The organism is Paenibacillus sp. JMULE4, from assembly GCF_013337105.1.
Taxonomy (GTDB): Bacteria; Bacillota; Bacilli; order Paenibacillales; family NBRC-103111; genus Paenibacillus_G; species Paenibacillus_G naphthalenovorans.
On the sequence record NZ_SGWF01000012.1, the window covers coordinates 181515 to 208467 of the forward strand.

At 48.3% G+C, this 26953-nt stretch carries 26 protein-coding genes, 1 tRNA gene, 2 pseudogenes and 1 riboswitch; of the genes and pseudogenes, 6 read left to right on the forward strand and 23 right to left on the reverse strand.

Annotated elements, in window-relative coordinates; translation table 11 throughout:
- Nucleotides 1-13: 13 nt before the first annotated feature.
- The 14 genes and pseudogenes from EXW96_RS10470 to EXW96_RS10530 form a co-directional block, all read right to left on the reverse strand.
- The gene (locus EXW96_RS10470; protein WP_074730028.1) at nucleotides 14-1399 is read right to left on the reverse strand and encodes an LLM class flavin-dependent oxidoreductase; all 1386 of its coding nucleotides are present in this window, start codon (nucleotides 1397-1399) and stop codon (nucleotides 14-16) included.
- Nucleotides 1400-1413: 14 nt separating this feature from the next.
- Nucleotides 1414-2079, reverse strand: a complete 666-nt coding sequence (locus tag EXW96_RS10475; protein ID WP_074730027.1) for a methionine ABC transporter permease — start codon at nucleotides 2077-2079, stop codon at nucleotides 1414-1416.
- Nucleotides 2072-2838 (reverse strand): annotated as a pseudogene (locus EXW96_RS10480) (methionine ABC transporter ATP-binding protein). The gene EXW96_RS10475 and the pseudogene EXW96_RS10480 overlap by 8 nt, the downstream one beginning before the upstream one ends.
- Before the next feature lie 33 nt (nucleotides 2839-2871).
- Nucleotides 2872-3744 carry a MetQ/NlpA family ABC transporter substrate-binding protein gene (locus tag EXW96_RS10485; RefSeq protein ID WP_074730026.1) on the reverse strand — a complete coding sequence of 291 codons (873 nt, stop codon included), beginning with the start codon at nucleotides 3742-3744 and terminating at the stop codon, nucleotides 2872-2874.
- 78 nt (nucleotides 3745-3822) lie between these two features.
- Nucleotides 3823-5247: an LLM class flavin-dependent oxidoreductase gene (locus EXW96_RS10490; protein ID WP_074730025.1), complete on the reverse strand. Its 1425-nt coding sequence runs from the start codon at nucleotides 5245-5247 to the stop codon at nucleotides 3823-3825.
- 123 nt (nucleotides 5248-5370) lie between these two features.
- Nucleotides 5371-6033 (reverse strand): methionine ABC transporter permease, encoded by a 663-nt coding sequence (locus EXW96_RS10495; RefSeq protein ID WP_054820117.1) that lies wholly within the window; start codon nucleotides 6031-6033, stop codon nucleotides 5371-5373.
- Entirely contained in the window at nucleotides 6026-6784 is a 759-nt protein-coding gene (locus EXW96_RS10500) for a methionine ABC transporter ATP-binding protein (protein WP_062406626.1), read from the reverse strand. The genes EXW96_RS10495 and EXW96_RS10500 overlap by 8 nt, the downstream gene beginning before the upstream one ends.
- A gap of 17 nt (nucleotides 6785-6801) precedes the next feature.
- Nucleotides 6802-7302 carry a MetQ/NlpA family ABC transporter substrate-binding protein gene (locus tag EXW96_RS10505; protein ID WP_174350517.1) on the reverse strand — a complete coding sequence of 167 codons (501 nt, stop codon included), beginning with the start codon at nucleotides 7300-7302 and terminating at the stop codon, nucleotides 6802-6804.
- A complete protein-coding gene (locus EXW96_RS10510; protein ID WP_083351432.1) occupies nucleotides 7256-7621 on the reverse strand; it encodes a MetQ/NlpA family ABC transporter substrate-binding protein in 366 nt (121 codons plus the stop codon). The genes EXW96_RS10505 and EXW96_RS10510 overlap by 47 nt, the downstream gene beginning before the upstream one ends.
- Before the next feature lie 60 nt (nucleotides 7622-7681).
- On the reverse strand, nucleotides 7682-8056 hold the full coding sequence (locus EXW96_RS28285; protein ID WP_309225064.1) for an acyl-CoA dehydrogenase family protein: 375 nt from the start codon (nucleotides 8054-8056) through the stop codon (nucleotides 7682-7684).
- Nucleotides 8049-8837 (reverse strand): acyl-CoA dehydrogenase family protein, encoded by a 789-nt coding sequence (locus EXW96_RS10515; protein WP_309225065.1) that lies wholly within the window; start codon nucleotides 8835-8837, stop codon nucleotides 8049-8051. The genes EXW96_RS28285 and EXW96_RS10515 overlap by 8 nt, the downstream gene beginning before the upstream one ends.
- An 18-nt stretch (nucleotides 8838-8855) precedes the next feature.
- Nucleotides 8856-10223: an LLM class flavin-dependent oxidoreductase gene (locus EXW96_RS10520; RefSeq protein WP_074730194.1), complete on the reverse strand. Its 1368-nt coding sequence runs from the start codon at nucleotides 10221-10223 to the stop codon at nucleotides 8856-8858.
- Between the two features lie 14 nt (nucleotides 10224-10237).
- Nucleotides 10238-11617 (reverse strand): LLM class flavin-dependent oxidoreductase, encoded by a 1380-nt coding sequence (locus tag EXW96_RS10525; protein WP_062406621.1) that lies wholly within the window; start codon nucleotides 11615-11617, stop codon nucleotides 10238-10240.
- A gap of 55 nt (nucleotides 11618-11672) precedes the next feature.
- On the reverse strand, nucleotides 11673-12857 hold the full coding sequence (locus EXW96_RS10530) for an acyl-CoA dehydrogenase family protein (protein ID WP_074730193.1): 1185 nt from the start codon (nucleotides 12855-12857) through the stop codon (nucleotides 11673-11675).
- Between the two features lie 325 nt (nucleotides 12858-13182).
- Between EXW96_RS10530 and EXW96_RS10535 the strand changes: the two genes are divergently transcribed.
- A complete protein-coding gene (locus EXW96_RS10535; RefSeq protein WP_074730192.1) occupies nucleotides 13183-13884 on the forward strand; it encodes a transposase in 702 nt (233 codons plus the stop codon).
- A gap of 70 nt (nucleotides 13885-13954) precedes the next feature.
- Here the strand turns inward: EXW96_RS10535 and EXW96_RS10540 are convergent, their stop codons facing one another.
- Nucleotides 13955-14167: a hypothetical protein gene (locus tag EXW96_RS10540; protein WP_074730191.1), complete on the reverse strand. Its 213-nt coding sequence runs from the start codon at nucleotides 14165-14167 to the stop codon at nucleotides 13955-13957.
- Nucleotides 14168-14400: 233 nt separating this feature from the next.
- On the opposite strand from EXW96_RS10540, the gene EXW96_RS10545 reads away from it, so the two are divergent.
- On the forward strand, nucleotides 14401-15072 hold the full coding sequence (locus EXW96_RS10545; protein ID WP_054820126.1) for an HAD family hydrolase: 672 nt from the start codon (nucleotides 14401-14403) through the stop codon (nucleotides 15070-15072).
- A gap of 139 nt (nucleotides 15073-15211) precedes the next feature.
- On the opposite strand, the pseudogene EXW96_RS27440 reads toward EXW96_RS10545, so the two are convergent.
- Nucleotides 15212-15364, reverse strand: a pseudogene (locus EXW96_RS27440) (DUF6366 family protein); the annotation flags it as partial.
- 84 nt (nucleotides 15365-15448) lie between these two features.
- On the opposite strand from EXW96_RS27440, the gene EXW96_RS10550 reads away from it, so the two are divergent.
- Nucleotides 15449-16474: a transposase gene (locus EXW96_RS10550; protein WP_083351442.1), complete on the forward strand. Its 1026-nt coding sequence runs from the start codon at nucleotides 15449-15451 to the stop codon at nucleotides 16472-16474.
- Nucleotides 16389-17042 (forward strand): IS66 family transposase, encoded by a 654-nt coding sequence (locus EXW96_RS10555; protein WP_074730235.1) that lies wholly within the window; start codon nucleotides 16389-16391, stop codon nucleotides 17040-17042. The genes EXW96_RS10550 and EXW96_RS10555 overlap by 86 nt, the downstream gene beginning before the upstream one ends.
- On the opposite strand, the gene EXW96_RS28515 is transcribed toward EXW96_RS10555, so the two are convergent.
- Together EXW96_RS28515 and metE are read right to left on the reverse strand one after the other, a co-directional pair.
- On the reverse strand, nucleotides 16972-17148 hold the full coding sequence (locus EXW96_RS28515; RefSeq protein WP_375256448.1) for a DUF6366 family protein: 177 nt from the start codon (nucleotides 17146-17148) through the stop codon (nucleotides 16972-16974). The two genes, EXW96_RS10555 and EXW96_RS28515, sit on opposite strands and share 71 nt — an antisense overlap.
- Before the next feature lie 461 nt (nucleotides 17149-17609).
- Nucleotides 17610-19913: a 5-methyltetrahydropteroyltriglutamate--homocysteine S-methyltransferase gene (gene metE / locus EXW96_RS10560; RefSeq protein ID WP_174350518.1), complete on the reverse strand. Its 2304-nt coding sequence runs from the start codon at nucleotides 19911-19913 to the stop codon at nucleotides 17610-17612.
- A gap of 144 nt (nucleotides 19914-20057) precedes the next feature.
- A riboswitch (cobalamin riboswitch) is annotated at nucleotides 20058-20256 on the reverse strand.
- Nucleotides 20257-20649: 393 nt separating this feature from the next.
- Between metE and EXW96_RS10565 the strand changes: the two genes are divergently transcribed.
- Nucleotides 20650-20726, forward strand: a tRNA-Asp gene (locus tag EXW96_RS10565).
- Between the two features lie 94 nt (nucleotides 20727-20820).
- Nucleotides 20821-21786 (forward strand): tRNA glutamyl-Q(34) synthetase GluQRS, encoded by a 966-nt coding sequence (gene gluQRS, locus EXW96_RS10570; protein WP_174350519.1) that lies wholly within the window; start codon nucleotides 20821-20823, stop codon nucleotides 21784-21786.
- A gap of 29 nt (nucleotides 21787-21815) precedes the next feature.
- On the opposite strand, the gene EXW96_RS10575 is transcribed toward gluQRS, so the two are convergent.
- The 5 genes from EXW96_RS10575 to EXW96_RS10595 form a co-directional block, all read right to left on the reverse strand.
- A complete protein-coding gene (locus tag EXW96_RS10575; protein WP_174350520.1) occupies nucleotides 21816-22412 on the reverse strand; it encodes a hypothetical protein in 597 nt (198 codons plus the stop codon).
- A gap of 87 nt (nucleotides 22413-22499) precedes the next feature.
- The gene (locus EXW96_RS10580; RefSeq protein ID WP_074730109.1) at nucleotides 22500-24008 is read right to left on the reverse strand and encodes a hypothetical protein; all 1509 of its coding nucleotides are present in this window, start codon (nucleotides 24006-24008) and stop codon (nucleotides 22500-22502) included.
- A gap of 32 nt (nucleotides 24009-24040) precedes the next feature.
- Nucleotides 24041-24919 (reverse strand): ABC transporter permease, encoded by an 879-nt coding sequence (locus EXW96_RS10585; protein WP_054819782.1) that lies wholly within the window; start codon nucleotides 24917-24919, stop codon nucleotides 24041-24043.
- A gap of 18 nt (nucleotides 24920-24937) precedes the next feature.
- Nucleotides 24938-25744 (reverse strand): ABC transporter ATP-binding protein, encoded by an 807-nt coding sequence (locus tag EXW96_RS10590; protein ID WP_074730110.1) that lies wholly within the window; start codon nucleotides 25742-25744, stop codon nucleotides 24938-24940.
- Nucleotides 25745-25779: 35 nt separating this feature from the next.
- Nucleotides 25780-26859 carry an ABC transporter substrate-binding protein gene (locus EXW96_RS10595; protein WP_074730111.1) on the reverse strand — a complete coding sequence of 360 codons (1080 nt, stop codon included), beginning with the start codon at nucleotides 26857-26859 and terminating at the stop codon, nucleotides 25780-25782.
- Between the last annotated feature and the right edge of the window lie 94 nt (nucleotides 26860-26953).

Consider the following 26953-nt stretch of genomic DNA (forward strand, 5'->3'; position numbering starts at 1 on the left):
GCATACGGCCCCCTTAAGTCAAAGACGTTGTTGTTGTCCGGCGGTATACGGAACCCGGATGCCCTTCCGGGAGCTGAACCGTCCCTTTTCCAAACAACCGCTCACGAAGAGTCGTTTCTTCATAGTTTTCCCTGAACAGCTTGCGTTTTTGAAGCTCGGGGACGACCAACTCCACAAAATCCTGCAGCGTGCCGGGAGAAAGGAACTGGGATACGTTGAAGCCGTCGATGCCGGCCTCCTCCACCCAATACTGCAAACGATCAGCTACCTCCTCGGCCGTACCGACAACGAACAAGCCCCGGCCGCCTATCGTGCCAAGAGTTTTCACCACTTCGCGGACCTTCAATTTCTTCGGACTGTGCTTCGTGAACTGGGCGGCCGAAGTCTGTCCGTGATCGGTCTCCACATACTCCAGATCGTCCTCCGGATCATATGCGGACAAATCGTAGCCGCTTCCCCCTCCGTAATGGGCAAGCACGCCCTCTACACTGTATAATCGGGCGTATTCCTCATATTTCCGCTGCGCTTCTTCCTTCGTCCGGCCGACAATCGTCGCAACCCCGGCAAACAGCTTGATATGTTCAGGATTGCGGCCGAACGCGCGGGCCTGCCGACGGATATCCTCGCCATACTGCCGCAGCCTGTCGACCGTCCCTCCTCCCAGGAACACCGCTTCCGCATGCTTTGCGGCGAAGGCCCGGCCACGGGCCGAGGTGCCGGCCTGATAGATGACCGGCGTTCGCTGAAGGGACGGCTGGCTTAAATGGGGGCCCGGAACCTTGAAATATTTTCCCTCATGATGAATGAAGTGAACTTTATCAGGATCCGTGTAGATCTGCTTTTGCACATCCCGGATCACGGCATCGTCCTCCCAACTGCCTTCCCACAGCTTATAACTCACATCCATATACTCTTCTGCGATTTCGTACCGCTCGTCATGACGCACCATATGCTCCAGCCCAAAATTTCTGGCGGCACTGGGCAAGTACGAGGTGACCACATTCCACGCGATTCGTCCCTTGGTCAAGTGATCCAGCGTAGACATTCGCCGTGCATGACCAAACGGATGCTCATAGGTGGTAGAGGAAGTAACGGCAAAGCCCAAATGCTTGGTCACGAGCGCCATGGGCGGGACGACGAAGAACGGATCGTTGCAAGGAATTTGCACGGATTCGCGCAGCGCCGTTTCGTCTCCCTGCTTATATACGTCGTAAACGCCGACCACATCCGCAAGAAACAATGCATCAAACTTGCCCCGTTCAAGCAGCTGAGCCAGCTCCGTCCAATAAGTTATATCCGTGTACCGGTGCCGGGTGTTATCCGGATGACGCCATAAGCCGTGTGCCAGATGACCGACGCAGTTCATTTCGAAGGCGTTCAAATGCATTTTTTTGGGCATCGTACACACTCTCCTTACAGCCGTTTATCCAATTTGCGTACAATCAGGTTACCCGTAAATTGAAAGATTTGCACAAACAGCACCATAATGATGATCGTGACGAACATGACGTCGGTCTGATAACGATAATATCCGTAGCGGATGGCAAAATCGCCGATACCGCCCCCGCCCACCAGACCGGCCACAGTGGAATAGGACAGAAAGCTGACCGTTACAATCGTAATCGAATTGGCAATGCCCGAACGGGCCTCCGTATACAGGACCTTCCAGACGATCTGGAACTTATTGGCCCCCATCGACTCGGCGGCCTCCACCACTCCGCGGTTGACTTCAAGCAGGATTTGTTCAATAAACCGCGCAAAATAAGGAACCGCATTGATGATCATCGGCACGGTAGCCGCCGTCGTGCCAAGCGCGGTGCCGACGATCAGTCTTGTAAACGGGATGATGGCGATCATCAGAATAAGGAATGGAAAGGAACGGATTAGATTGACAATGCCGTTTAAGATCACATAAAACCGCGGAGCCTTCAAAAACGATCCCGGTCGGGTAAGAAACAGCACCGTGCCAAGCGGCGTACCGATAGCAACCGCAATCGGAATGGTCAAAACAAGCATATAGAACGTTTCTCCGATCGCCTTCAGAAGCTCCGGCCAAGCATAAATAACGTTATCAAGCATAGGCCGCTTCCCTCGTTTCCAAGGAAATTTCATTCTTGAACAAGTACTGGGCGATCGGAGATTTGGGAGCGATGTTGCTTTCGCGCAGATTAAACTTCTCGACCACCCGTCCATGTTCCATGACGGCTACTTTGTTGCATATGGCTTTGACCACGTTCATTTCATGAGTCACGATGACGATGGTAATGCCAAGCTTCTCATTAATTTCCTTGAGTGACGCCAGAATACTTCCCGTCGTTTGCGGATCGACGGAAGAGGTCGGTTCGTCACACAACAAAATTTTCGGTTTATTGGCCAGCGCCCGGGCAATAGCGACCCGCTGCTTCTGCCCCCGCTTAATTTGGCCGGATAGGTCTTGGCCTTATCCAACAAACCCACCATCTCCAGGCATTCCTCAATGCGCTGTTTGCGCTGCTCCGTTGGCACCTTGGCGATTTCCAGCGGGAACGAAACGTTGTCGTACACATTCAGATTGTTCAGCAAATTGAAATGCTGAAAGATCATGCCGATGGAAAGGCGTCTCTTGCGCAGTTCCCGGAGAGATAGCTGGGTTAAATCTTCCCCATTCACCAGTACAGAGCCCTCATCGGGTCTTTCCAGCAAGTTGATCATTCGAAGCAGCGTAGATTTTCCTGCCCCGCTGAATCCGATCAGACCATAAATATCTCTTTCCTCCACCTTCAAGGATACGGAGGAAACCGCTTGAAGCGGACCTGTGGGAGTCGTGAACGTCTTGCCGACATTTTGAAAATGGATCATGGTTACCTCTCCTTTCGCGTGATCGGGTTAAGCTTATTTATTCAAATCGTCAAGAAATAGAATCGCGTCCCCGTATTTCGATGTATAGTAATCTTTAACCGCCTTGCTTTGGAAGGCTTTCTGCAATGCCTTGACCTTCGGTGAGCCAATCAGGTCGTTACGAACCGCTACAATCGATTTGTAAGGCAATCCTTCTCCGGTTTCGACCGCCAAGGAATCCTTTTTGGGATTCAGACCGATCTGAACCGCCGTACCGGCAAACAAGAATCCTACATCCACATCATCCAGCGTACGCTGCAGCATCAGCTGATCCACTTCCTTGAACTTAAAGTTATGCGGATTGTCGGTGATGTCCTTCAGGCTTGCATGGATGACTTCCACGCCATCCCTCAGCTTCAACAGACCCAGGTCGCGCAGCATGAACAACGCGCGTCCGTTATTGGCCAGGTCGACCGGTATGCCGATGGTTGCACCGTCAGGCACTTCATCAAACGACTTGTATTTTTTCGAGTACAGCCCTGAAGGAGTGAATATGGTGTAGAACGCACGTGAAATATTTTTTAATCCATGATCGGCAACAAACTGATTAAAGTAAGCCTCGTGCTGGAAAAAGTTTGTGTCGGCCTGACCGTCATTCACCATTTTGTTCGGTTGAATAATATCGTTGACCACCACATGCTCAAGGATATAGCCGTCTTTGGCCAATTCTTCCTTTAGAATTGCGGCGATTTCCCCACTAAACCCGCTATCGCTCATAATATGCTTAATGACTTTGTCCTCGGATTTCCCGGCTCCCGCTTCGGTTTGCGAACCTGTTGTCGATGATGCAGGCCCGGCCGTATTCCCGCAGGCGGCAGTCAGGGAAAGCAATAGGGATATCATGATCAATGTAATGACCCTTTTCACGACATATGACACTCCTTATCCTGTTTTTTGCGTATGCATTCGTATGAAAAAGAAAAGACATCCCGTTCCTTATGTACTTTAAGGATGGATGTCTCCAGTGAACTGGTCGGCATTGAATATGGGGGTGGGATAAGCATCTTTATTGCGGTATTGCGCAGCAGGATGATGATCAGGGAGCCGTTTGTTTCCCTGTCCGAACAATTTTTCGCGCAGTGTCCCTTCTTCGTAATCCAGCTTGTAAATGCCACGTCTCTGCAGCTCGGGTACGACCAAATCAATGAATTCACGCAAGCTTCCCGGTGTGATGAGATGGGCTAGATTAAATCCGTCGATGCCGGTTAGCTCCATCTTCTCCTGCATATGGTCAGCAACCTCCTGAGGTGTTCCGGCGAACACCCAGCCTTGACCGCCCAGTGTACCGATCCTGTCCATGACTTCTTTGACCGTCAGCTTTTTGGGAGCAAAAGTCGTGAATTGGGCCGCTCTTGTCTGTCCATGATTCGTATTTTTGTATTCCAGATACGAGTCCGGATCGTACGCAGACAAATCATAACCGCTAGATCCGGCGAATTGCGCCAGAGCCGCCTCCCGACTCCACAGTGATGCATACTGTTCGAACTTTAGTTGTGCCTCTTCCTTCGTTTCGGCTACAATGACATTCAATCCCGTGAACATTTTGATGCTTTGCGGATCCCGGCCCAGCTTCTCGGCCTGATTGCGTATGTCCTCCACATAAAACCTCAAAGCCTCCGGCGTCTGTCCGCCGACAAATACGCATTCCGCGTGCTTTGCCGCAAAAGCTCTTCCCCGCTCCGAGCTGCCGGCCTGGTAAATCACAGGCGTGCGCTGCGGCGACGGTTCGCTTAGATGGGGCCCGGGTACTTTAAAATAGGTCCCTGCATGATGAATTTTACGGACTTTGTTCGGGTCCGTATATATATTGCGGTCGACATCACGCACTACCGCATCCTCGTCCCAGCTTCCTTCCCACAGCTTGTAGACAACTTGCAGAAATTCGTCCGCCAGCTCATAGCGTTCATCGTGTTTAATCATTTCATCCAGGCCGTAATTTTTGGCTGCATTAGGCAAATAAGAGGTGACAATATTCCATGCCAACCGGCCTTGGGTCAAATGATCGAGCGTCGAGAACCTTCTGGCATGGGCATACGGGTGTTCGTAGGTGGTCGTTACCGTGACCGCAAAGGAAAGGTGCTTGGTGACCAAAGCCATTGCCGGCACAATTAAAGCGGGATCGTTCAAAGGAACCTGCACCCCGTCGCGAATGGCCGGAGCACCGCTTTGCCGATATACATCGTAGATGCCTGCAACATCAGCCAGGAATAAAGCGTCGAATTTCCCCCTTTCCAGCAGTTGGGCGATGTCCACCCAATATTCCAGATCCTTGTAACGATGCCTTTGATTATCGGGATGCTTCCACAGGCCGTGAGAATTGTGCATGGCACAGTTCATATCGAATGCATTCATTAAAATATGTTTCCCCATCCTCACGCCTCCTTCAATAATCTGGTATTATATGTTATATTTGTATTGTCCTGGGGTTTATATTAATACCTTATTTCCGATGTGTCAAGTAGGAATTTTATTTGCAAATAACTCCGTTTACTCTTATCGCTTATCCAAATATCTGGCTAAACGACTGCCGCTAATCTGAATCACACAAACTAAAACGATCATTACAAAAACGGTAGCGAGCATAATATCCGGTTGATAACGGTAATAACCATTGCGAACGGCAAAATCCCCGAGTCCACCCGCGCCAACAACACCGGCTATGGTAGAATAAGATATTAAAAGAATAATAATATTAGATAAGCTAACCACGATTCCTGATCTTGCTTCAACAAACATCACTTTCCATACAATTTGAAATATATTGGCTCCCATTGAAATAGAAGCTTCGATGACCCCCTTGTTTACTTCCACCAATGATTGTTCTATTAATCTGGCGAAGTATGGAATAATAGCGATCGAAAGCGGTACAGCAGCAGGGACCGTCCCGACGGATGTACCTACTAACAGCCGAGTAAACGGAATCACGGCTACAATTAAAATTAATAAAGGAAATGCGTTAACTAAATTAACGAATGAATTGAGAAGATTGAATAGATAGGATTGCTCCAGCAATTGCCCTTTTCTTGTTAAAAACAGAATGGTTCCTAAGGGAATTCCAAATATGATACCGGACGCTACCGAAATTCCTACCATGATTGCCGTTTCCTTGGCGGCTTCCATAATATCAGGGAGTTGTTGTATGATGTTGTCAAGCATTTAATTTCATCCTTTTGCCCTTATTCAAAATTAATTTAGCAATTTCAGACTTTGGATCATATTGCTGATCGGATAAAGTAAATTCCTCCAAAATGCTCCCTTTTTCCATTACGGCTACTTTATTGCAAATTTTTCTCACTACATCCATCTCATGCGTAACGATCACCATGGTTATATTTAGCTCCTGATTAATTTTCTTCAGAAAAGCCAGAATGCTTTCCGTTGTCTGGGGATCTAAAGCGGATGTAGGCTCATCGCACAATAAAATTTTGGGATTCGTTGCCAAGGCCCTCGCAATGGCAACTCTTTGTTTCTGACCTCCGCTTAAGCTGGATGGATATTGATCTGCTTTATCCTCCAATTGAACAATGGAAAGGCATTCTTCGATTATATTTTTACGTTTAACTCCTGGTATTCCGGCAATTTCTAATGGGAAAGATACGTTGTCATAAACGGTTTTATTATGAATCAGGTTGAAATGTTGAAATATCATGGAAATCGATTGCCTTGTATGCCGCAATTCTTTCTTTTTTAAAGTCATGATATTTTTTCCTTCGATGAGAACCTCTCCTTCATCGGGTTTTTCAAGAAGGTTAATGGTACGGAGCAGAGTCGACTTTCCCGCCCCGCTGAAACCGATAATCCCATAGATATCCCCTTTTTCTACATTCAACGATACGGATTTAATCGCTTCAAAGGTTACGCCCTTTTTAACTTTATATATTTTCTTTATGTTTTTTAATTGTATCATTTCATGACCGACCTCCTTTATTCAAATACAGGAATAATATCCCCCTCAAATGTTGTCTCAATAAATTTTTTAACATCCGGTGAATGCAGGACGGTTTTTAATTTTTCAATTTTTTCGTCATTTTGGTTATCGGCTCTGGTAGTAATAACGCCAATAAATTCAGATGTCGAATCTTCCGCCAGTAGCGCATCTTTTAAATGAAGCCCCACAGCGGTTTGATAACCGCCTAATATAAACGCCAGATCTACATCATCCAGAGATTTGGCCGACATCCCTTGATCCAGTTCCACAATTTTGAAATTTCTCTTGTTTTCAATGATATCTTTTTTGGTAGCCGATAATCCTACCCCTTCTTTTAATTTGATGAATCCATGTTGTGCCAGGAAATCAAGCGCTCTTCCGTTATTGGAAGGGTCTTGCGGTATACTGATTGTTGCCCCGTCGGGAATATCGTTTATGTTTTTATAACGGTTAGAATAAAGTCCGGAAGGCCAAGCCAACACAATAAATTGCTGCAACCAATTGAGTCCCGTGTTGTTTGTTGTAGGATTCCATGTAAGGAATATGCTGAAAAGCGTTGGCATCCACACTTTTATCATTCACGAGTTCATTCGGCTGAATAATGTCATTTACAAATTGGATTTTTAAATCGATACCTTGCTCTTTCAACTTGGGTTGTATATATTCGAGTATTTCCGGAAAACCATTAAACGAAGGATTCGTTGCTATCACTAATGTATTCCCTTTTTCTTCACCAGCATTAGTGGCTGCCTGCCCGCAGCCGCTTACCAGAACCATCAAGCTAATGATTAAACTAAAAAACGAAATTCTTTTCATGTTCTCCTCCAAAAACTTCTGTTATTTTTTGTAAATCTTTTTTTCGGGATGGTGCATCTTTTAGTTCCATAGATCATCCGTAATTCCTACAAGTTTTTTCCCGATCATTTCACGCGCGATATGATTAGACGGCCCCATGGCGATACCTGCGCGGGCATCCCGGTATAACCTCTCCAGCGTTCCTTCGCGGTAGCCGAATCCTCCGCTTACATCAAGTCCAATTTGGGCAATCTCGTTTGCTGCATCGGAAGCCAATACTTTAAATTCAAGCAAACTGCTTTTCAGTTCTTCCGGAGCGTATTTTTCTCCGCTTTCCAGCCATTCATCCAGTTGTAAAGCCAAATCTTTCTGCCAGGCCTGCAGGCCGGCCGTTAAAATTTTCGCTTTTGCCAATTGACTGCGAATAATTTGATAATCACTTAATGCCTTATTCACGTCTTGATGGACTTTCCGCTTGGCGTAAGCGAGTGTTTCGTCCAAAATCCCGATAACCGTTTTGAACAATTTCCTTTCCCTCGCCTTCTTCGCCTAAACGATCCTTTTCATCTACATAAACATCCCGAAGACGAAGCGAAGAGCTGTGATTTCCACGCACTCCCATTGCGGACCATTCTCCGGGTTCTATCCCTTCTTGATGGCCATCCACGATAAAATAGGTGATGTCATCCGGCGATTTGGCATTTGGCGTTTTCGTCTGGAATACATAAAAATCCGCAAATCCGCTGCTCGTAGTAAAAGACTTTTGTGAATTAATAATATAACCGTTATCCTTTCTTGCGGCTTCACTCAGGTTGTACCAGTAATGGCCTCCGGTCGCTCCTTCGCTGGTCGAAGTCGTTCCGAACTTTCCGCTGCGGACAGGTTTCAACCAACGTTCCCACTGCTCCTCATTTCCGTGGGCGTATATCGTACGGGCTGCCTCAACATGCATGGTGTAGATTAATGCGGTGGAGGGGCATGCCTTCGCAATTTCCTGTACAGCAATCCCAAAGGCCGAATAGTTTAATCCCCATCCCCCCAATTTTTCCGGCAGTAAAATGCCGTTAAATCCCTCCTTCGCAAGAGCGGCAATATTTTCACTTGGAAATTCTTTATTTCTATCAATACGATCTGCATTGGGGCGGATCACTTGTTCCACAATTTTACGAATGTTTTCACGTACTTCATCGAGTATCAACGCGGCATTGTTTTTATTTTCAGAAATAATTCCCGACATAAGGCTGCAAGCCTCCTTTTATAAAATTTCTCTGGCAAACCGTACCTGCTCCGTACTTTTGGCGTTAAGCGTCCTCAGATTGTCCCTCAATGTTCCGTTTTCAACATATTCCGTCCTTGCCAACCCGTGTTTTTGTAAAATCGGCACCACCAGCTCCACAAACTCTTCCAACGAACCGGGCATATAGGCCGGGCTTAAGAGAAAGCCGTCCCCTTCCACTTCGTTCATTGTCTCTTCCATCCAATCGGCTACTTGCTCCGGCGATCCAACCAACTGGGGAGTCATGACGCCTCGGCCGTGTAACATCCCTGCCTCACGAATGGTTGCATTTGCAGAGCTGCTGTGTTTATAAGCGTCAATCATTCCCTGAATCCCCGGCACTTTTAAATCGGCAATGAATTCGTCAAGACCGTGTTTGGATAAATCGTAGCCCAAGTGTCCGGACAAGATCGTTACCCCCGCTTCGGCCGGAACGAGAGCATTGTGGAGTGCGGCTTTGGCACGGGCGATGTCCTCCGTCTCTCCAACAAACACTTGCAATCCAAAACAAACCCTGACATCATCCGGGTCGCGCCCAACTTTCACTGCCTCTTCTTTTAAACGATGATAATAAACCTTCATGGCTTCGCGATCGGGCTGAAGGGTAAAAATAAGCTCAGCGTGCTTGGTCCCGCGTGTCGATTGACCCGCCTGAAGGATGACGGGGCGCCCTTGCGGGGAACGATCAATATTCAGCGGGCCTTTGCACCTAAACCATTTCCCTTCGTGGTGAATCGGATGCACTTTTTCCGGATCGGCAAAGATGTTATTTTCTGCATCCATCACGATCGCATCCGGCTCCCAGCTTTCCCATAACTTGTAACATACCTCCATATACTCATCCACCCGATCATAGCGCTGATCGTGGGATAAATGGTATTGTTCGACATTCAACCCAAGGTTTTCGGATGCATTCTTATGAAAAGCGGTGACGACATTCCAGCCGACACGTCCGCGTGACAGGTGATCCAGCGTGGCCAGTTTTCGCGCAAGAATGTATGGCGGATAACCCGCCACCGAGAACGTCATGGTCAGGCCAATATGTTGGGTGACCGCACCCATAAATGACATCAAGACCGACGGTTCATAGCACGGCACTTGCGAAGCGTAGCGCACGGCACTTTTGTAGCTGTTCTCATACTCGGAATAAATGCCTTCCGTATCGGCAAAAAATACGGCATCGAATTTGCCTCTTTCGGCGATGCGGGCAATCTCCTGCCAAATCTCCGGACGATTCCATTGAAAAGCATTCGTCATCGTCATATTCCGCGGATGTTTCCACGTTGCGCTGCTGTGATGAGTGACAGGCGGCATCATATACTGGAGCAAGTGCATTTTCTTTTTCATGAGTTATTTCCCTTCTAGAATTGTAAGGAAAAACGATTTCGATATTGGCGTCCCGGGTGGTGGTCCGGTAATTGGTCATAGCCGAATAAGTTTTTCCGGAAAGTACCTTCCTCATAATCTTTACGGACAAGACCCCGCGATTGTAAGACCGGAATCACATGATCCACAAAGTCTTCAAATGTACCGGGCGTTACCGCATAAGCGATATTAAAGCCGTCAACTCCCGTTTCATCTATCCATTGTTCCATGATGTCAGCAATTCTTTCCGGTGTGCCTACGCCTACCAGGCCCATTCCCCCGACCCCTACGAAGTCGGCAACCTCTCCTATGGTCCATTGCTTGTTTGGGTCGATTTTCGTAAATGTTTCAATCGCAGAATGAATCGCATCATTTTTTACATATTGAATTTTGTCATCCGGGGCGTATCCGGCAAAGTCTACACCGGTCCACCCTCCGAATAACGCCAGGCTGCCTTCATAACTGACATAGCTTTGATACTCACGGAACTTCGCTTCCGCTTCTTCTTGTGTACGTCCAACAATGGGGGTAAATAAGGAAAGAATCTTGATTTCCTCCGGATTGCGGCCGGCCTTTTTGGTCTCTTCACGCAATGCCTGCACAAATGTTTTGCCGATTTGTTCGGTTGGAACGCTAATAAACACAAGTTCGGCATGTTTAGCTGCAAATTGGCGGCCTCTTTTGGAAGCACCCGCTTGAAAAATGACCGGTGTCCTTTGTGGTGAAGGTTCGCATAAGTGTGCTCCGGGCACCTTATAATATTTTCCTTCATGTCGAATATCGTGTACTTTCCCGGGATCGGTATAAAGCTTTTGTTCTTTATCCAATACGACAGCATCGTCCTCCCAGCTGCCTTCCCAAAGTTTATAAACAACCTCCATATATTCATCAGCAATTTCATAGCGTTCATCATGGTTGATTTGTTGATCCAGCCCAATATTAACCGCAGCACTGTTCAAATAAGAAGTAACGATATTCCAGCCGATACGCCCTTTGGTCAGATGATCCAGCGTAGACATACGCCTTGCAAAAATGTAAGGATGCTCATAGCTTGTGGAGGCCGTAAGTCCAAAACCTAAATGTTTTGTCACTTGGGCCATGATAGGCACGACAAAGGCCGGATCATTAACGGGAACCTGTGCGCCCTGGCGTACCGCCGGGTCACGCGACCCCCGGTAAACATCATAGGTGCCTAACACATCGGCAAGAAAGATGGCGTCAAATCGTCCCCTTTCCAAAACCTTGGCTAAATGGGTCCAATATTCCGCATCTTTATAGGTTGATGATTTGTCCTTCGGATGTGACCATAGACCCGGAGATTGATGTCCTGCGCAATTCATATCAAAAGCGTTCAAATATATTCTTTTTTTTGTCATGTCCATTTCCTCCCGGCTATTTTCATTCTATGGATCTGCAGTTTGACCATATTTATCAGGAATAAGCGCTCGGGATTGGATATTCCCCGGTTAACAGCCATTTCCCGATATTTTTTCGCTTATATTCAATCGGGTTATGAAGAGAATGAAGACGAACATTTCGCCAGAACCGATCGAAGTTATTTTTTCTTGTCGCGGAGCGCGCCCCCATGACTTCAAAAATATTGCTTGTCACATTTAGCGCCACCTTTGTGCCAAAAGCATTGGCCGCACCTGTAAACAGAACCGTTTCCCCCCGTTCCTCCGCAGTCAGCGACCGGTCTTTCGCCCAAGCTTCGTCTACTTTTTCACCGGCTTTTTCTACCAGCTGCACGGCCGCTTGAACATCAATCCAAAAATCGCCATAACGACGTTGAATAAACGGATCATCTATCGCCTGTTTATAATCGGTCAGGTACCAGGGGCGCGATTTGGAAAGGGTATAATTCCTTGCTTCTTCCAATGCCCCTTCCGCACTTCCTACAAAAACATTGGCCAAAATAATTTGTGAAAGGATAGCATCCAAAGTAAAGAAAGCAGTACCTTCGGATTCGGATTTATCTAAAACTTCCTCCTCTTCCACTACTACATTATCAAAGGAAACGGAACCGCTGTCCGTTTGCCTTTGACCAATCCCATCCCAATCGTTATTCACCGTTACACCTTTTCGGGCAGTTGGAATCATCCCTGCATACGCTTTTCCATCCTCGGGATTTTCCCACAAAATTAACAGACGGTCCGAATCCCGGGAGCCGGTACTAAATGTGTTGTAGCCGTTCAGAATAAAACGGTCGCCTTCTTTTTTTCCAATTAAAGTAGGCTCGATGGGATTAAACGAATTTCCCCAAAACCAATTGTTTTTCGCCGATTCCGTATAAAAAAACTCCTTTTGTTTTGCCGTGCCCGCAAAATGCGGTGTGACTAAATGCAAAAAATGATAGCCGTATAAGTGAGCAAGCGAAGCATCGGTTTTTGCCAATTCACGAACGATGCGGAGCACCAGAGACCAGGGCTGCCCTTCGCCGCCGTATTCCGCAGGAATTAAAATGGTTAGCAGTCCGCTTTTTCGCAACGCATCCCGCTGTTCTTTAGCAGTACCACCGGCTAGATCGCGTTCTGGCGCATCTTTTGCAAACTCTTTGGCAAGTAAAGCTGCTTTTTGCAGGAAGACATCCGGTTCTTTGACTACAGTCGTTTTCATGGTTCTCCCTCTTTCTCGTATATTTTATTTTATAGACATCATCAATGGATCATCGCGCAATGGCCTGCATTGCAAAAATTTCTCCATTAAAAAAGAGGATTTCAATTCAAGCCATGCTTTGAATTGAAATCCTCTAGTCGTCTAGTCGGCATTTTTTGAAATTATACTAAATTAATTAATCCTATGTGTCAAGTAGGGATACTTCTTGAAAATGGATGCTGTTCCTAGTAAAATTTGTTCCAAGCCAACGGGCGGTTTCTTGCAGAAACCGACCTTTTGGCGACCGGCCCAAAGTTTTGGACAATGGATTCGAGGAGGGAAACAGGTGGAAAAAGACATGAACAAGCGTTTTTCTTTGGAAGAAAAAACTCGTTTGCTTTGGAATGCTTGGCAGGAAGACAAAACCATAAAGGAGCTGGCTTCAGAGCTCGGCGTCCGTCCGGAACAGATTGCCCGGTGGAAACGCGACATTTGCGATCAATTGAAAAAATCCATGGATAACGCCGGCTGCGAAACCAATGAACAGACCGATGCAGAGAAATTAACCGCCCAGCTTGAATGGCTGAAGAAAGCATTGGCCTCCCACCTGTCCCGTAAGGAAAGAGCGGAACTGATCGACAGGTCTCCGGATGCCCTGCCCCTAAGTACGCAAACCCGGCTGCTCGGATTAAACAGGTCCAGCTTATATTACCGGCCCGTTCCCCGGAAGGAATTGATCAAGAAGAGAGTGGCGGAGGTGCAAAGCCTTTACCCGTATTGGGGTTCCCGGCGGATCGCCAAGGCGCTTCAGCGGGAGGGTTTGAATGCAAACCGCTCAACGATTCAACGGTACATGCAGGAGACGGCCCCTGAAATCTCCGTGACAACCACGGCGCCCGGCCAGGATAAACGCAGTCTGGAATACAGCTTGTACGCCTATTTGAACCAACGCGCCAATCAAAGCTCTGCAAATGAAATCCTGGAAATGGATATCCCTGCGGTCCGCATGCAATATGGCTGGATGGATATTTATGGCGGCTACCACTAATCGATTGTCTAAAATTTTAATACCGTCTTGTAATATTGGAGCAGTTTCATACCATTGACTTTATTCTTTTTTATCGAACCGGATCTTTATGATAAAAAAATAAAATGGAAAAAGCGCCGAACAATGCGGAAAAAATGACGACGACGCCTACCATTTCGGAATCATTTTTATCCTTGTCTGAAACGATATTGACTACATATACTGTCTTTTTGTCATACAGCGATGCTTTACCTCCATCCAGTCCATTCATAAGATTATCGACTGTAATCTTGTCCAGCTTCACAAGCTCTTTCCCTTTGTCCGGTTGAGGCTTGGCGGGTTGAACGCCGCGGTTTGACGGAGCTTTGTCAGTGATCGAGATAGCTTGTGTCTTGTCATCGTATATAGGGTATGGATGTCACCTGAAAAATGCATTACTGATCGAAATGCCGCCTTGGAATCAAGTTAAGCCGGCCTCAAGCTTGACATCTCGAACTAGTTTATGCAATACTCCGTTACAATACAGGAGGCCTAACTATGAACAAAGATCAAATCCGATGGATCTTCTTCGATCTTGGGGAAACGCTGATCGACGAATCAGCACCCATATCCGAAAGTATCCGTCAATTTACCGAGCAAGCCGCTCTTTTGGGCTATACATTTCGCCCCGATCAAGTACAAGCCGCTCTGCAGGAGGCTTACCGGAAGTTCGCCCCATTTCCGATGCGCAGTGTGATGGAGGCATGGGTTCCCTCGGAAGAGCATCGGGCGCAAATCAAGCGGGGCATGACGTACCGGAAAAATATGGAGCGCCCATTTCCGTCGGCCTTGACCCTCCTACAGTCCTTGTCTCGACAGTACCGTATCGGCATCATTGCCAATCAGGGGCCCGGCACGCCTGCAAGACTGGAAACCTACGGCTTCTCTCCTTATATCTCCGTTTGCTGTGCATCGGCCGAGGCGGGCATGGAAAAGCCCGATCCCCGCTTTTTCCTCATGGCTCTGGAACAAGCGCAGTGCCGGCCGAAGCAGGCGGTCATGATCGGCGACCGGATCGATAACGATATCATCCCCGCCAAGCGTCTGGGCATGAGCGCGATCTGGGTCCGGCAGGGAGACGCGCGCTTTCAGCCCATTCCCGCTGGAGCTGAAGCCCCGGACGCCATCTGCGAAACGATTGATGAAATACCGGCTTTGTTTATACCGTAAGTCCGCATACCGAACCGAAGCGACGGTAAGACGGTAGATTCCTAGAATGTTGTACTGCAAACGAATAAGCGTATTCGAAAAAAACTCGAATACGCTTATTCGTTCAAGTGGTGAAAAATGTATCATCGTCCCTCTCATTTTAAAACAGTAATTTATAAATTACATACCCTATAAGCAATATTAAAATTAAAATTCCGGTGCCTTTCCATCCCAAACCGCCAACGAGATCAGCTAAATTTCCAAATTCAGCACGATTTACTCCATCACTAAACGCACCAGCAGGATTTTTTTTCTACGACTGACCAATTAACTAACAAGGATTTCCAAAGCCTCTGTCGAAATAGTTAATAGCTAAATTTGACGGAGGTTTTCGTTGATGCCCTTACCCAAAAATCGCGTTATCCCGGAAAAGAAAATTTACTTTCGTGCGGAGGTTCAACATTGTCCTCATTGCGGGACGAAGCTCAAGCGACATCATACCGCTTGGAAGAAAAACATCATCACGTTGAACGGCGTTATCCAAGTATGGAACATGGCATATCACTGCCCGAATGTCGACTGCGCTTATCCAAAAGCCTACTACAAATCGGTCGAAGCCGATTCGTTGTGCATGAAACATACCTCTTACGGTTTCGATGTGCTGGCGTTGGTCGGCCAGTTGCGATTCAAGCATCATATGACCATTACGGAAATTACCGAGGAGTTAAATTGCCGCGGGGTTGCCACCTCAGAGCGGAACTCTCAAAGACTGTACGAACGATATTTGACCTTGCTCCGTGCCAGTGTAACGGATCACGTGAAGGACGTTCTAAAGCAAGTCGTTCAAGACAATGGTGGCATCATGATCTCCATGGACGGCGTGCAACCGGAGAAAGGGAATGAGACGCTGTATGTCATTCGAGAAGTCTTCAGCGGTACCATTCTGGCCGCTCAAAACCTAAAAAGCGGCTCGGCTGAGGAATTGAAGAAGCTCATCACGCCGATCATCGAGTTAGGCTTTCCAATCATCGGCATCGTGACGGATGGGCAGCAGTCCATCCGCATATCCATGGAGTCGTTGTTGCCGGATGTTCCCTATCAGTACTGCCAGTACCATTACCTCAAGGACATCGCCAAACCAGTTGTCGACTTGGACCGCAAGCTCAAAACCGGGATCAAGAAAAGCCTCCGCGGAATCCGTGAGATCGAAAAGAAAATTGAGAACGACGATTCGGCAGAAGCCGAAGTTGCCAAAGATTACGTCGCAGCTGTTCGTTCGTTGTTGCTCGAAGATGGAAACCCGCCGCTAGATCTGCCGGGGATTCGGATTTACGAGAATGCACAAGCCATTCAGGCTTCCCTCCAAAGATGCCTGGATAAAAAAGGGGACCTCGCTGCTGAAAAACGTCGTCAGAATATTTAATAAACTTAAAGAATTTCAGCAAGCCTACGAAGAGGTCAAGCGTTGGGCGCTGCCGCTCAATCACGTGGCCGATATCCTGAATCCCGACGCGGATAAAAGCAGTGATTCGGTTCGGTTTCATCTACAGCATCTGCTTCAATGGGTCGAACAAGCTTACACCGAAGAGTACGACAAGCCGATGGTTGCCAACTTGATGAGCTATACCAAAGGATTTTGGAAAGGCTTGTTTACTTGCTACGATCATCCCCACGTTCCGCGAACCAACAACGATCACGAGCGGTTTTTTCGCCGTACCAAGACCCGCCACCGGCGTATGACCGGGTTACGAAGCTGGAACGAATACATTCTCCGCAGCGGCGAAATGGTCGTGTTCGTCGACGATGCGCTTCAGCAAAAAGACCTTGTGAAACGGCTCCAAAACGTGAAGTACCAAACCTTCCAAGCGGAACGTCAACGTTGGGCATCTCGTTTGTCGGAAGGAGCTAAACGAAGACGTTTCAGAAGCAATCCAGAAAAATACCTTCAAAACGCTGAAAATAAATATTGTGCGTTAATTGGTCAGTCGTAGTTTTTTTTAATTCTTCTCGTCTTAAACGTTCTCTTGTTTCTTCAGGCGATTCTTTACGAGAGTCCAAATTACCCGCCTCCTGATAATAACCTGCCCTTTTCTTCACTGCGAGCAGCTTGTTTTTCTTTCATTATAGAATATACTTCTACAACTATTCCCAAATACCTTGTTAAGCGATTTGATTTTATACTAATAATGTTTGATTGCCGCATATCTTTTGTCTATACCAAATCAAACGGAGTAGCGTAGTATAAATCATATCTCATAAAGGGGGTTGACAACATATGGCAAAGAATCGCAAAAAAAGAGTTATCGTCGTTAAATTAAAACCAGGTGAAAAAGCTATCGTGGTTTGTAAAGATCATCGTCATCGCGACTAATTAGCAGGTATTGCGGCAGCACCCCGTCCTAAGTCCTAATGCGGGGTGCTTATTAATTTGCGTGTTCATCACCCTCAATCAAACAAGGCATCTATATGCCGTTTATCTGCGACATAAAGATGCCTTGTGTATAAATCCGAATAAGCCGGTCTTGATAAAGATGAACCCTTACAGCTTTTTTTCTTTTTTACAATGATGAGCTGAGGACAGGGCTTTTTTCTCTAAACGACTTCGCGGCCTCCACCATATTTTTGAGCGATGCAATCGTTTCATCCATGCCCCTCGTTTTTAGTCCGCAATCCGGATTGATCCAGAACAATTCAGGATCTAAAACCGACAGGGATCGGTCGATCATATGAACCATTTCTTTCACATCAGGGACTCTTGGACTATGAATATCATATACGCCCAGACCGATGCCATGATCGTACGTGTGCTCTTCAAAGCTGTGCAGCAATTCTCCGTGACTCCGCGAGGTTTCGATGGAAATGACATCGGCATCCAATTCGCGAATCGAGTCGATGATGTCGTGAAACTCGCAATAGCACATATGTGTGTGGATTTGTGTTGTGTTTTTGACGGTCGCTGTGGCCAAGCGGAAAGAGAGCACAGCCCAATCCAGGTAATGCTGCCAGTCCTGTCTTTTGATCGGCAAACCTTCCCGCAAAGCAGGTTCATCGACTTGGATCATTTCAATCCCGGCTTTCTCCAATGCCTCAACTTCCTGACGCAGAGCCAGCGCAATTTGATAAGCCACCTTCTCGCGAGGAATATCATCTCTCACAAACGACCAGTTTAATATCGTGATGGGGCCGGTAAGCATTCCTTTCACCGGCTTGTTCGTCAACGATTGGGCGTACACCGTTTCTTCGACGGTCATCGGCTTGATGAATTCCACATCGCCGTAAATGACAGGCGGCTTGACGCACCGTGAACCGTAGGATTGAACCCAACCGTTTTGCGTAAAGAAAAATCCGCCCAGCTTCTCTCCGAAAAATTCTACCATATCCGTTCTTTCAAACTCTCCATGGACAAGCACATCCAGTCCGATTTCTTCCTGAAGGTTAATCCACAGCCGAATCTGCTCTTGAATAAATGTCTTGTACTGCTCTTCGGTCCACTCGCCGGTTCTCCATTTTTTGCGGGCTTGTCTAACCTCAGAGGTTTGCGGGAAGCTTCCAATCGTTGTGGTTGGCAGGATCGGAAGATTCCATTTGTTTTGCTGAAGAATTCGCCGTTCTGCAAAAGTACCCGCTCTTGCCGATGGCTGTTGATCGATCCGCTCTACCATTTCCTGAATGTGTTCCTTTTTTCTGGAGGAGGATGCATTGATTTCGCGAAGCGCTTGTTGATTTTTTTCAAGTTCGCGTGCGATCGGTTCGGAATCTTTATCTGCCACGGCCTTGGTCAGCAAAACAATCTCATCAAGCTTTTCATTGGCGAAAGCCAAGACTTGCCGAATTTCAGAACCAAGCTTGGTTTCCTGCCCGGTAGTGACAGGAACATGAAGCAGGCTGCAGGAAGGCTGAATGATCATTCTTTCATAAGGAACGTACTGGGACAACGTATTCAGCAATGTCAGCTTGGACTGCAAATCGGCAGCCCAAATGTTGCGCCCGTCGATCAGACCTGCGCCGAGCACCTTATCCTTTGGAAATCCATGCTTGGCCATATGCTGCATGTTCCGGTCGTAACCGTGCACCAGATCCAGTCCGATTCCTTGCACCGGCAGCGAAACCGTCGCTTCATAGTGCTCTACGGCATCAAAATAGGTTTGAAGCATAATATTCAGCCCCGGCGCCGCTTCATGCAGTTGCTTATAAATATGAGTTATCCGATCCATATCTTCAGACAATGAGCTGACTAAAACAGGTTCATCGATTTGCACCCACCTTACGCCTTCTTGCTCCAGTTCCCTCAGGATTTGAGCATACAATGGGAGGAACAATGCAATCAGCTCGTCCCATTGCCCGGACTTATACCCTTTGGATAGTTTTAAAAACGTATACAGCCCGATCAGTACCGGCTTCCCGTCAATGCCCAGCTTTTGCTTTGCTTCCCGATAGGCTTGAAGCGGCTTGTTGATGGTAAGCACCGGGGTAATATCATTCAATTCCGGTACAATGTAGTGATAATTCGTATTGAACCACTTGGTCATTTCGCAAGCAGGAGCCCCTTTGCTGCCTCTGGCCATAGCATAATAGGTGGAAAGGGAAACAACGCCGCCAGGGTAGTTAAACCGTTTGGGTACAATTCCGAACATTGCCGCCGTATCCAGCATATGGTCGTACAAAGAAAAATCATTGACCGGAATAAGGTCGATTCCTTTTTCCTGCTGGAGTTTGAGATGATTCAACCGCAGTTCTTCTATCTTCTTTTCAAATTCAGACTCCTGAATCTTGTTTGCCCACAAGGCTTCCAGCAACTTTTTCCATTCTCTGTTCACTCCAATTCTTGGATACCCCAAGTTACTGCTTTTCAACGAATCCATTCGGTCACCCTCCATTTTCATATTGCTTTTAAATTCCATGCAAAAAAGGCATCTTTCCCTTGGGTTAAAAAGGGTAAAGATGCCCCTCGTTTGTAAAAACGGTGGCTACCATTTTTAACACCTCCCTATCTCCCGTAGGTAAAAACAGTGCTGTCAGAACAGGCAGGTCTCCTGGCTCCAGAATCATGGTCAAAACGCGCCTTCCCAATCCGAAGATCAGTGGCATATCCGCGTTGACTCCTCTGTTACAGTGGCGGGACCGCGTCGGCATTTCACCGAACTTCCCTTTTAAGCTCCGGAACCGTTTGAAACGGACCGGAGCACCTATTCCCACAATATAAAATTGTTGCTCGTAAAATAATACATTACAAATAGTATTTATGCAACAGTCGAGGATGGTTTAGAATGGTAATGCCACAAGAGCACAGCGGCAAAAGCAAATAAAATGACAAGCATGATGAGGATACAGCACAATTCAATGAGCCTCAGCTTCCATAAGCATTTGCGGTTCATCTCCATCTTGCTTGCTCCCTCCCTCATTTATAAATATACGTTTACCTATTCCTGCCATATAAGTTTTAACGAAGGAAGGAGAAAAAAAGTTCCACATGAATCCGCAGCCTTTTTCATACGGTTGAACACGGTAAAATCGATTCGATCAACAAAGAGCTTGTCAGACCGCATCGATTCATGTTATTATACTGTTTGTGTCCGAGACACAACATTGCTAATGTGTGGAGCCGTGGTGTAGAGGCCTAACATGCCTGCCTGTCACGCAGGAGATCGCGGGTTCGAATCCCGTCGGCTCCGCCATGAATTTACATCCCATATCATCTTACATAGCCTAAAGAACACTGAGCAGAACGACATGTCTGCTCTTTTTGTATTCTTCAAGGAGCGTGAGAGTATGACCCGCCGCGGACGTTTCGCACCAACTCCATCCGGACTGCTTCATATCGGCAATGCCTTCACCGCCCTCGCCGCATGGCTGCAAATGCGCCAAGCCGGAGGAGAATTTGTGTTGCGCATCGAAGACATCGATAAAGCCCGCTCCCGTCCCGCCTACGCCGAGCAGCTTCAGGACGACCTGCTTTGGCTGGGCATCGATTGGGATGAAGGCCCGCGCGTCGGCGGTCCCTGCGCGCCTTATGAGCAAAGCCGGCGTGAATCCCTTTACGAGGAGGCGCTTGAGCAGCTGCAGCAAGCCGGACGGCTGTACCCGTGCTATTGCAGCCGCAGCGAGCTGGCGGCGATCGGCAGCGCGCCTCATGGGCTGGCATCCGAAGGCGCCACCTATCCCGGTTTATGCCGTTCGCTTTCGCCCGCGGAGCGGCAGGCAAGAGCCGCGAAGAAAACGCCTGCCCTGCGGTTCATCATGCCGCCGCACGAGCTGCGGTTCTACGATGCGGTAGCCGGGCCGCAAACCTGCGCGGGCGAAGCGCTCAGCGACTTTGTCGTCAAGCGCGCCGACGGCATGTTCAGCTACCAGCTCGCCGTGACGGTCGACGATGCCGCCATGGGCATCACCGACGTGCTGCGCGGGGCCGATCTGCTTGACTCGACGCCAAGGCAGCTGGCACTCTACGAAGCGCTGGGACTCCGGGCACCGGATTTTGCCCATGTTCCCCTGCTGGTCGATGCAAGCGGCCGGCGTCTGTCCAAGCGCGACAGCGCGCTTACGCTTGCTGCACTGCGAAGTGCGCAGGTTCCGCCCGAACGCCTGCTGGGAGCCTTGGCCCATCTGGCCGGTTGGATCGATCGCCCGGAACCTTTAACCGCCCGGGAGCTTATACCGGTCTTCGGACCTGTCCGGACGGCAAGCGGCCGATTAACCGTCAGTGAGCAGCTTCGGCACTGGCTCACAGCGGGCTAAGCCTGCTTGTGAGCTGTCCTTGGCATGACTTATTCGGACATCTTGTGATGCCCGGTGTGCACATGCGGTTCCTCCGGGGCTTTGGGCTGATCCTTATAAGACGAACCCATGATCACTAGAGAAAACAAAGCGATGGTAACACAAACGGTAAGAATGGATCCGGTTTTCATCTTTTCCCTATTGGGTTCAGTTCCTTGTAAAATTCCCGCTTCCTGCTTCATGGTCCGATGGAGAAGGAGCACAGCGATGACAAAAAGCAGCGTTAAGAAAAAGCTCATGGGAAGCAAGAAGTCGGGAGACAGCATAGAGCCAAGCATCGCCCCCATCATCCCGCTCATGACTCCGGCCATGAGCCCGTCCAGGACGGCCATCGCATGGAATGGCATTCCCAGCATCACCCCGCCGCCCACCCCAACGATCATGGCAAGCATACAGTTGATGGAAAAGCTCTGATCGGCTCCAAGTACGGTACCTGTAATGAGTCCTGTCATCGAGCCAATGAGCATGGCAGCCATCATGCCGGTCGTGCAGGACAGCTTTTGCCGGATACTTAACACGGTCAGGTAGGTTACTGCTGTCAGAGCAATGAGAATGGAAAATACAAGTACTTGAATGATGATATTCATACGGCATCCCTCTTTCCTGTCCTGATGGGATTGTGGTCAATCGTGAATCGGACAGCTCCTGAACCCAAGCTGTCCGATTTATTCCGTTCAGCCGTGATGATGTCCGCAGGAGCAAGCGTCATGGGAATGCGGCAGCTTCCAGAGCGGATTGTTGCAATACTTGGGATCAGCACCAACCATGCTCATGAACAAATGATGATAGTTCTCGCAGATTTTCAGCTCCGCAAGCACCCAATCCTCCGGATCGTTGGCGTAATGCTTCCAGTAATCGCCGGCCACGTTAATTCCCGGTACGGCCGGAATCCAGGATTCGGTCAGCAGCAGGTCCGGATCGCCGTATTTAGCGGCAATGTTGCGAATGTCCGGATCATCCAGCGCCATCAGGCGTCCGTCCTGAATGATGGTTTCGGTTCCTCCTCCGACCATTTCGCACGTCATTGTCGCAAAGTAGAGATGCAGATGCCAGTGTCCGACAGGCAGCCCCATTTTGGCCGCTTCACGTTCCGTCGAGCTTGAAATAATCGTTCCAAAGCCCATATGAATAACGCCGCTGCGCATGCGTTCATAGAGGCAGTTCAGCCAGCCCTGGAGAAACCCTCTTCTCGGACGGTGAATATGAGGGTTCGTACCTATGGACGCTTCCCACCAACGAAGAAGTCCTTTGTCCGGAAAACCGGGGTACTGAAGATGACGGGTTTCATCCTGCAGCTTGCGAAGCTTGTCTCCGAATTCCCCGCCTTCATGGATGTCGGTAATCCTGCCGTCCTCCACTTTCAATTGGACCCAAGGAACCGGACCGATATGGTTGCTCGTGCCCGCAATGACACCGCTTGCATCTTCCTTCGGAAGATACATCCATGGTCTGCCCAGAACATGCCCCGGGAGATACGTTTTCCCGAAATTCTTGTTTTGCGACCAGAACCTGTCGACCAGATCGGGATTGAAAAACTCGCGTTTGCTGTCATAATAGGCGTCATGATTGGTATAGCTCAAATCGGTGCCTTCCGGATCCGTAATACGGATTCTCCTGGCGTTTCGGATCCTGTCCCATGTCCATTTGTCGATGGCATCGATAATTTCATAGGCAATCGTATGCGCCGGAGTCGCGGTGAGCTCAGGCGTAATGAATGGCATCCGCTGGATTTTGATGTTCGCGTCGCACAAGACGGGACCGCCATAACCCCAGAGGAGCTTGTCATACTTGCCTTCCTTCTCGATCTGCTCCCATTCGTCCATCCATTCGGCCAGCTCCTTCGTCCGGGCCAAATAGTACTCTACTTCGTTATGTCCCTTCCATGTTGGAATCGGACCTTTGTCCGCCATTACAACTTCATACTTGGTGTTATATTTTTCGAGTATCCGTTTGCAAGCTTCAATAACCATAGGATCATGCCAGTTATCCGCACGCAGCAACACGCGTTCGCCCGGCTGCAAATCCCATGCGGCATGAAGTCCCTGACTGTATGGACGTTTAGCCACCTCATCCAGATAAGGAAGTAAATCATCCACGCTTTTTACCTCTACAAACGGCGGGCAGCGCGGAGGATATTTTTCAATAAGGGGTGGAGTTGTAAAATTCGGTTTTCCTTGCAGCATGACATTCGCTCCTCTATTCGTTTTTGGTTGAATTAATCCATTCGATGCTTCAATAAACGCGTCTCCAGCAGCTTGACCGAGCTGGTGATGGCCATACCCATCATAACAATCACGATAATCCCCACAAATACGCGATCGATATTAAAGTTAGCCGAGGACTGCGCTACAAAATAACCGATCCCGCCTGTCGAGACAAACATTTCGGCGGCGATGACTCCAACAAGCGATTGACCGATACCGACTCTGAGACCGGAAACAATTTGCGGCAGCGAGCCGGGAAGAGCAACCGTAATAAAGGTCTGAATGGCGGAAGCGCCGAAGCACCCGGCCACCCGGGTCAGGTTCGGATCCAGATTCCGCACGCCGGTCATGGTATTCAGAATGATCGGAAATACCCCTGCGATAAACACAACGAGAACCTTGCTGGAAAAGCCTACTCCCACCCAAAGCGTGATCAAGGGCAGCAGCACAATACGCGGTGTACCCAGCATCGCCGTCAAAAAGGGATCGAGCGCTTTACCCAGAGGCCGGTACCATCCCATAAGCAGTCCGACGAATATGCCTAGAACAGCCGCCAGCCCAAATCCGACAAAGAAGTTGCCCAGCGTAAAAAGCAGATTATCGAGCAAAACTCCGCTTTGCGTCAATTGATAGCCGACTTTTATGATTCGAATCGGCGAGCTTAGGAAAATCGGGTTGATCACACCGCTACGGTACAGCATTTCCCAAACAGCAAGAACAACGACGACCGTCATGGCCCCGATATGATTCAACAGGAATCCGTCTGAACGTTTGCGCTTCCCGGGTCCGACCTTGCGGTTGTCTTGAGCCTCGGATCGTGTATTCCTGTCCGGCGGTTTCATAGAGCCATAGGATTCGGAAGCGCTTTCCCTTATCTTTATGCTGTTCAATGGGTTTTCCTCCTTTGGTTACAAAGTGATGATCTTCATCCGCTGCTTTTCCCTTTCCTTTTCCGATACGATAAGTCCCCAAATGTGCTTTTCGTATTCCAAAAATTCAGGACTTCTTTTGATCTCTAAAGGACGAGGGCGAGGAAGATGAATATCTACCGTCTCGCAAACGGTTCCCGGTCTTGCGGTCATCACAACGACGCGGTCCGACAAATACACGGCTTCGCCAATATCATGCGTCACAAAGATGATCGTTTGTTTCGTCTCTTTCCAAATCCGAAGCAGCTCCAGCTGCATAAATTCGCGGGTTTGCGCGTCCAAGGCACCCAAAGGCTCATCTAACAGCATCAGGCTGGGTTCTATGGCAAGCGCTCTGGCTACGTTGACCCTCTGCTGCATGCCTCCCGACAGCTGGTTCGGATAATGATGTTCAAACGCTTCCAGGCCTACCAGCTTCAACAGTTCCCTTCCCTTGGCCATGCGTTCGTTTTTGGGTACACCGGCTAACTCGAGGCCGTAAACCACATTTTCCAAAGAGGTACGCCATGGAAACAGCGATGCCTGCTGAAAAACGACGCCGCGATCCCGTCCGGTTCCCTTGATGGGCTGACCGTTCAAATAGATCTTTCCGTCACTGACATGCTGTATGCCGGCAATGGCGCCAAGCATTGTTGATTTCCCGCAGCCGCTGGGCCCGACAATGCATACAAACTCGCCTTCATTCACGGTCATGTTGAAGCCGGATACGGCCGTAATTTCTTCTCCATTCTTAAGCGGATAGGTAATGGATACATTATCCGTATGCAGCTTGGCTAATGCGGTCATGTGCACTCCTCCTTGCCTGTTTTCCGGGAAAACAGCTATTTCTTATACAGGCTGTCGATCCAGCCGGACTCATCCAATGCTTTGACCAGGCTGTTATCGACGATATCCGACGGCTTCATCGTTCTGACAGCCTCGCTATCCGAGTTGTCTAAAAAGAACTGCACGGACTTATCCGATACATAAGGCTTTTTGGGAAGCGTGCCCACATTGACATCATAGGTTTTCTGCGCTAAAGCCGGATCGTCAATTCCGGTCCATTTGCTAATCGATTTAATGGCGGCCTCTTTATGGTTAACAATGTAAGCATTGGCTTCAATCAACGAAGCTACAACCGCATTCGCCAGCTCAGGATTTTTGTCATAATAGTCCTTTAACATCACCACACCTGAATTGAGCACTTCTTTATCTTTAAAGTCGTACAATTGGGGATAGCCCATCTCATCCATTTTGAATGACGTCGGAGGCGCCGCTACATAAAACGCTCCTTCGCCTTTCAAGAAAGCCGCTGTACGGTCACCCTCGCCGCCCATATTCAGCAGCTTGACGTCCGTTTTTGGTGTCAATCCGTTTTCCTTGATAAAAAATTTCGCCAAGTGGTCATATAGCGAACCCTCTGCCGCCGTAATCATGGTTTTGCCTTTCAGGTCTTTGGCAATATTGGCTTTTTCGGCTGACTTTTGGCCATAGATATAAAGTACGGTCCGATCGGAAACGGCAGACAGGATCACGGAATCCACTCCGGCTGCCTTGGCTTTTCCTACCGGATCGACCCCGGTTAATCCTACTTGAATCGCTCCGCTGTTCAAGGTTTCCTGAACCTTTGGAGTTCCCGCGATATAAATCAGGTCCGCTTTTACCCCATATTTTTCAAAAATTCCAGTGTCCTTGGCGATCCACAAGGGAAGCATGGACGCGCCTTGCGTCGGATATCCGATTTTGATGCTTACCGGTTTATCAAGAGACTTCGGAGCATTCGAAGGTTGAGCATTGGCGGAGGGGTTTTCGGAAGGTTCGGCTTTGCTGCCGTTCTGGGAAGAATCTGCAGTCGAACCGCAACCTGACAAAATCATACCAAGGCTTAACAATATAAGCAGAATCCATTGGTTTGTTCTCATTTTCTCACCTCATCGAAAAATTAAAGGGCTTACATTTTTCTTGGTTTACATTGTGCTTGCTTATTCCACCAACCCCATCCCCTGAAAGGCGAAC

Coding starts and splice junctions, on each gene's coding strand:
- EXW96_RS10470 (WP_074730028.1), bottom strand. CDS start 1,399: ATGCCCAAAAAAATGCATTTGAACGCCTTCGAAATGAACTGCGTCGGT.
- EXW96_RS10475 (WP_074730027.1), bottom strand. CDS start 2,079: ATGCTTGATAACGTTATTTATGCTTGGCCGGAGCTTCTGAAGGCGATC.
- EXW96_RS10490 (WP_074730025.1), bottom strand. CDS start 5,247: ATGGGGAAACATATTTTAATGAATGCATTCGATATGAACTGTGCCATG.
- EXW96_RS10495 (WP_054820117.1), bottom strand. CDS start 6,033: ATGCTTGACAACATCATACAACAACTCCCTGATATTATGGAAGCCGCC.
- EXW96_RS10500 (WP_062406626.1), bottom strand. CDS start 6,784: ATGATACAATTAAAAAACATAAAGAAAATATATAAAGTTAAAAAGGGC.
- EXW96_RS10510 (WP_083351432.1), bottom strand. CDS start 7,621: ATGAAAAGAATTTCGTTTTTTAGTTTAATCATTAGCTTGATGGTTCTG.
- EXW96_RS10515 (WP_309225065.1), bottom strand. CDS start 8,837: ATGTCGGGAATTATTTCTGAAAATAAAAACAATGCCGCGTTGATACTC.
- EXW96_RS10520 (WP_074730194.1), bottom strand. CDS start 10,223: ATGAAAAAGAAAATGCACTTGCTCCAGTATATGATGCCGCCTGTCACT.
- EXW96_RS10525 (WP_062406621.1), bottom strand. CDS start 11,617: ATGACAAAAAAAAGAATATATTTGAACGCTTTTGATATGAATTGCGCA.
- EXW96_RS10530 (WP_074730193.1), bottom strand. CDS start 12,857: ATGAAAACGACTGTAGTCAAAGAACCGGATGTCTTCCTGCAAAAAGCA.
- EXW96_RS10545 (WP_054820126.1), top strand. CDS start 14,401: ATGAACAAAGATCAAATCCGATGGATCTTCTTCGATCTTGGGGAAACG.
- EXW96_RS10550 (WP_083351442.1), top strand. CDS start 15,449: ATGCCCTTACCCAAAAATCGCGTTATCCCGGAAAAGAAAATTTACTTT.
- EXW96_RS10555 (WP_074730235.1), top strand. CDS start 16,389: ATGCACAAGCCATTCAGGCTTCCCTCCAAAGATGCCTGGATAAAAAAG.
- metE (WP_174350518.1), bottom strand. CDS start 19,913: ATGGATTCGTTGAAAAGCAGTAACTTGGGGTATCCAAGAATTGGAGTG.
- gluQRS (WP_174350519.1), top strand. CDS start 20,821: ATGACCCGCCGCGGACGTTTCGCACCAACTCCATCCGGACTGCTTCAT.
- EXW96_RS10575 (WP_174350520.1), bottom strand. CDS start 22,412: ATGAATATCATCATTCAAGTACTTGTATTTTCCATTCTCATTGCTCTG.
- EXW96_RS10580 (WP_074730109.1), bottom strand. CDS start 24,008: ATGCTGCAAGGAAAACCGAATTTTACAACTCCACCCCTTATTGAAAAA.
- EXW96_RS10590 (WP_074730110.1), bottom strand. CDS start 25,744: ATGACCGCATTAGCCAAGCTGCATACGGATAATGTATCCATTACCTAT.
- EXW96_RS10595 (WP_074730111.1), bottom strand. CDS start 26,859: ATGAGAACAAACCAATGGATTCTGCTTATATTGTTAAGCCTTGGTATG.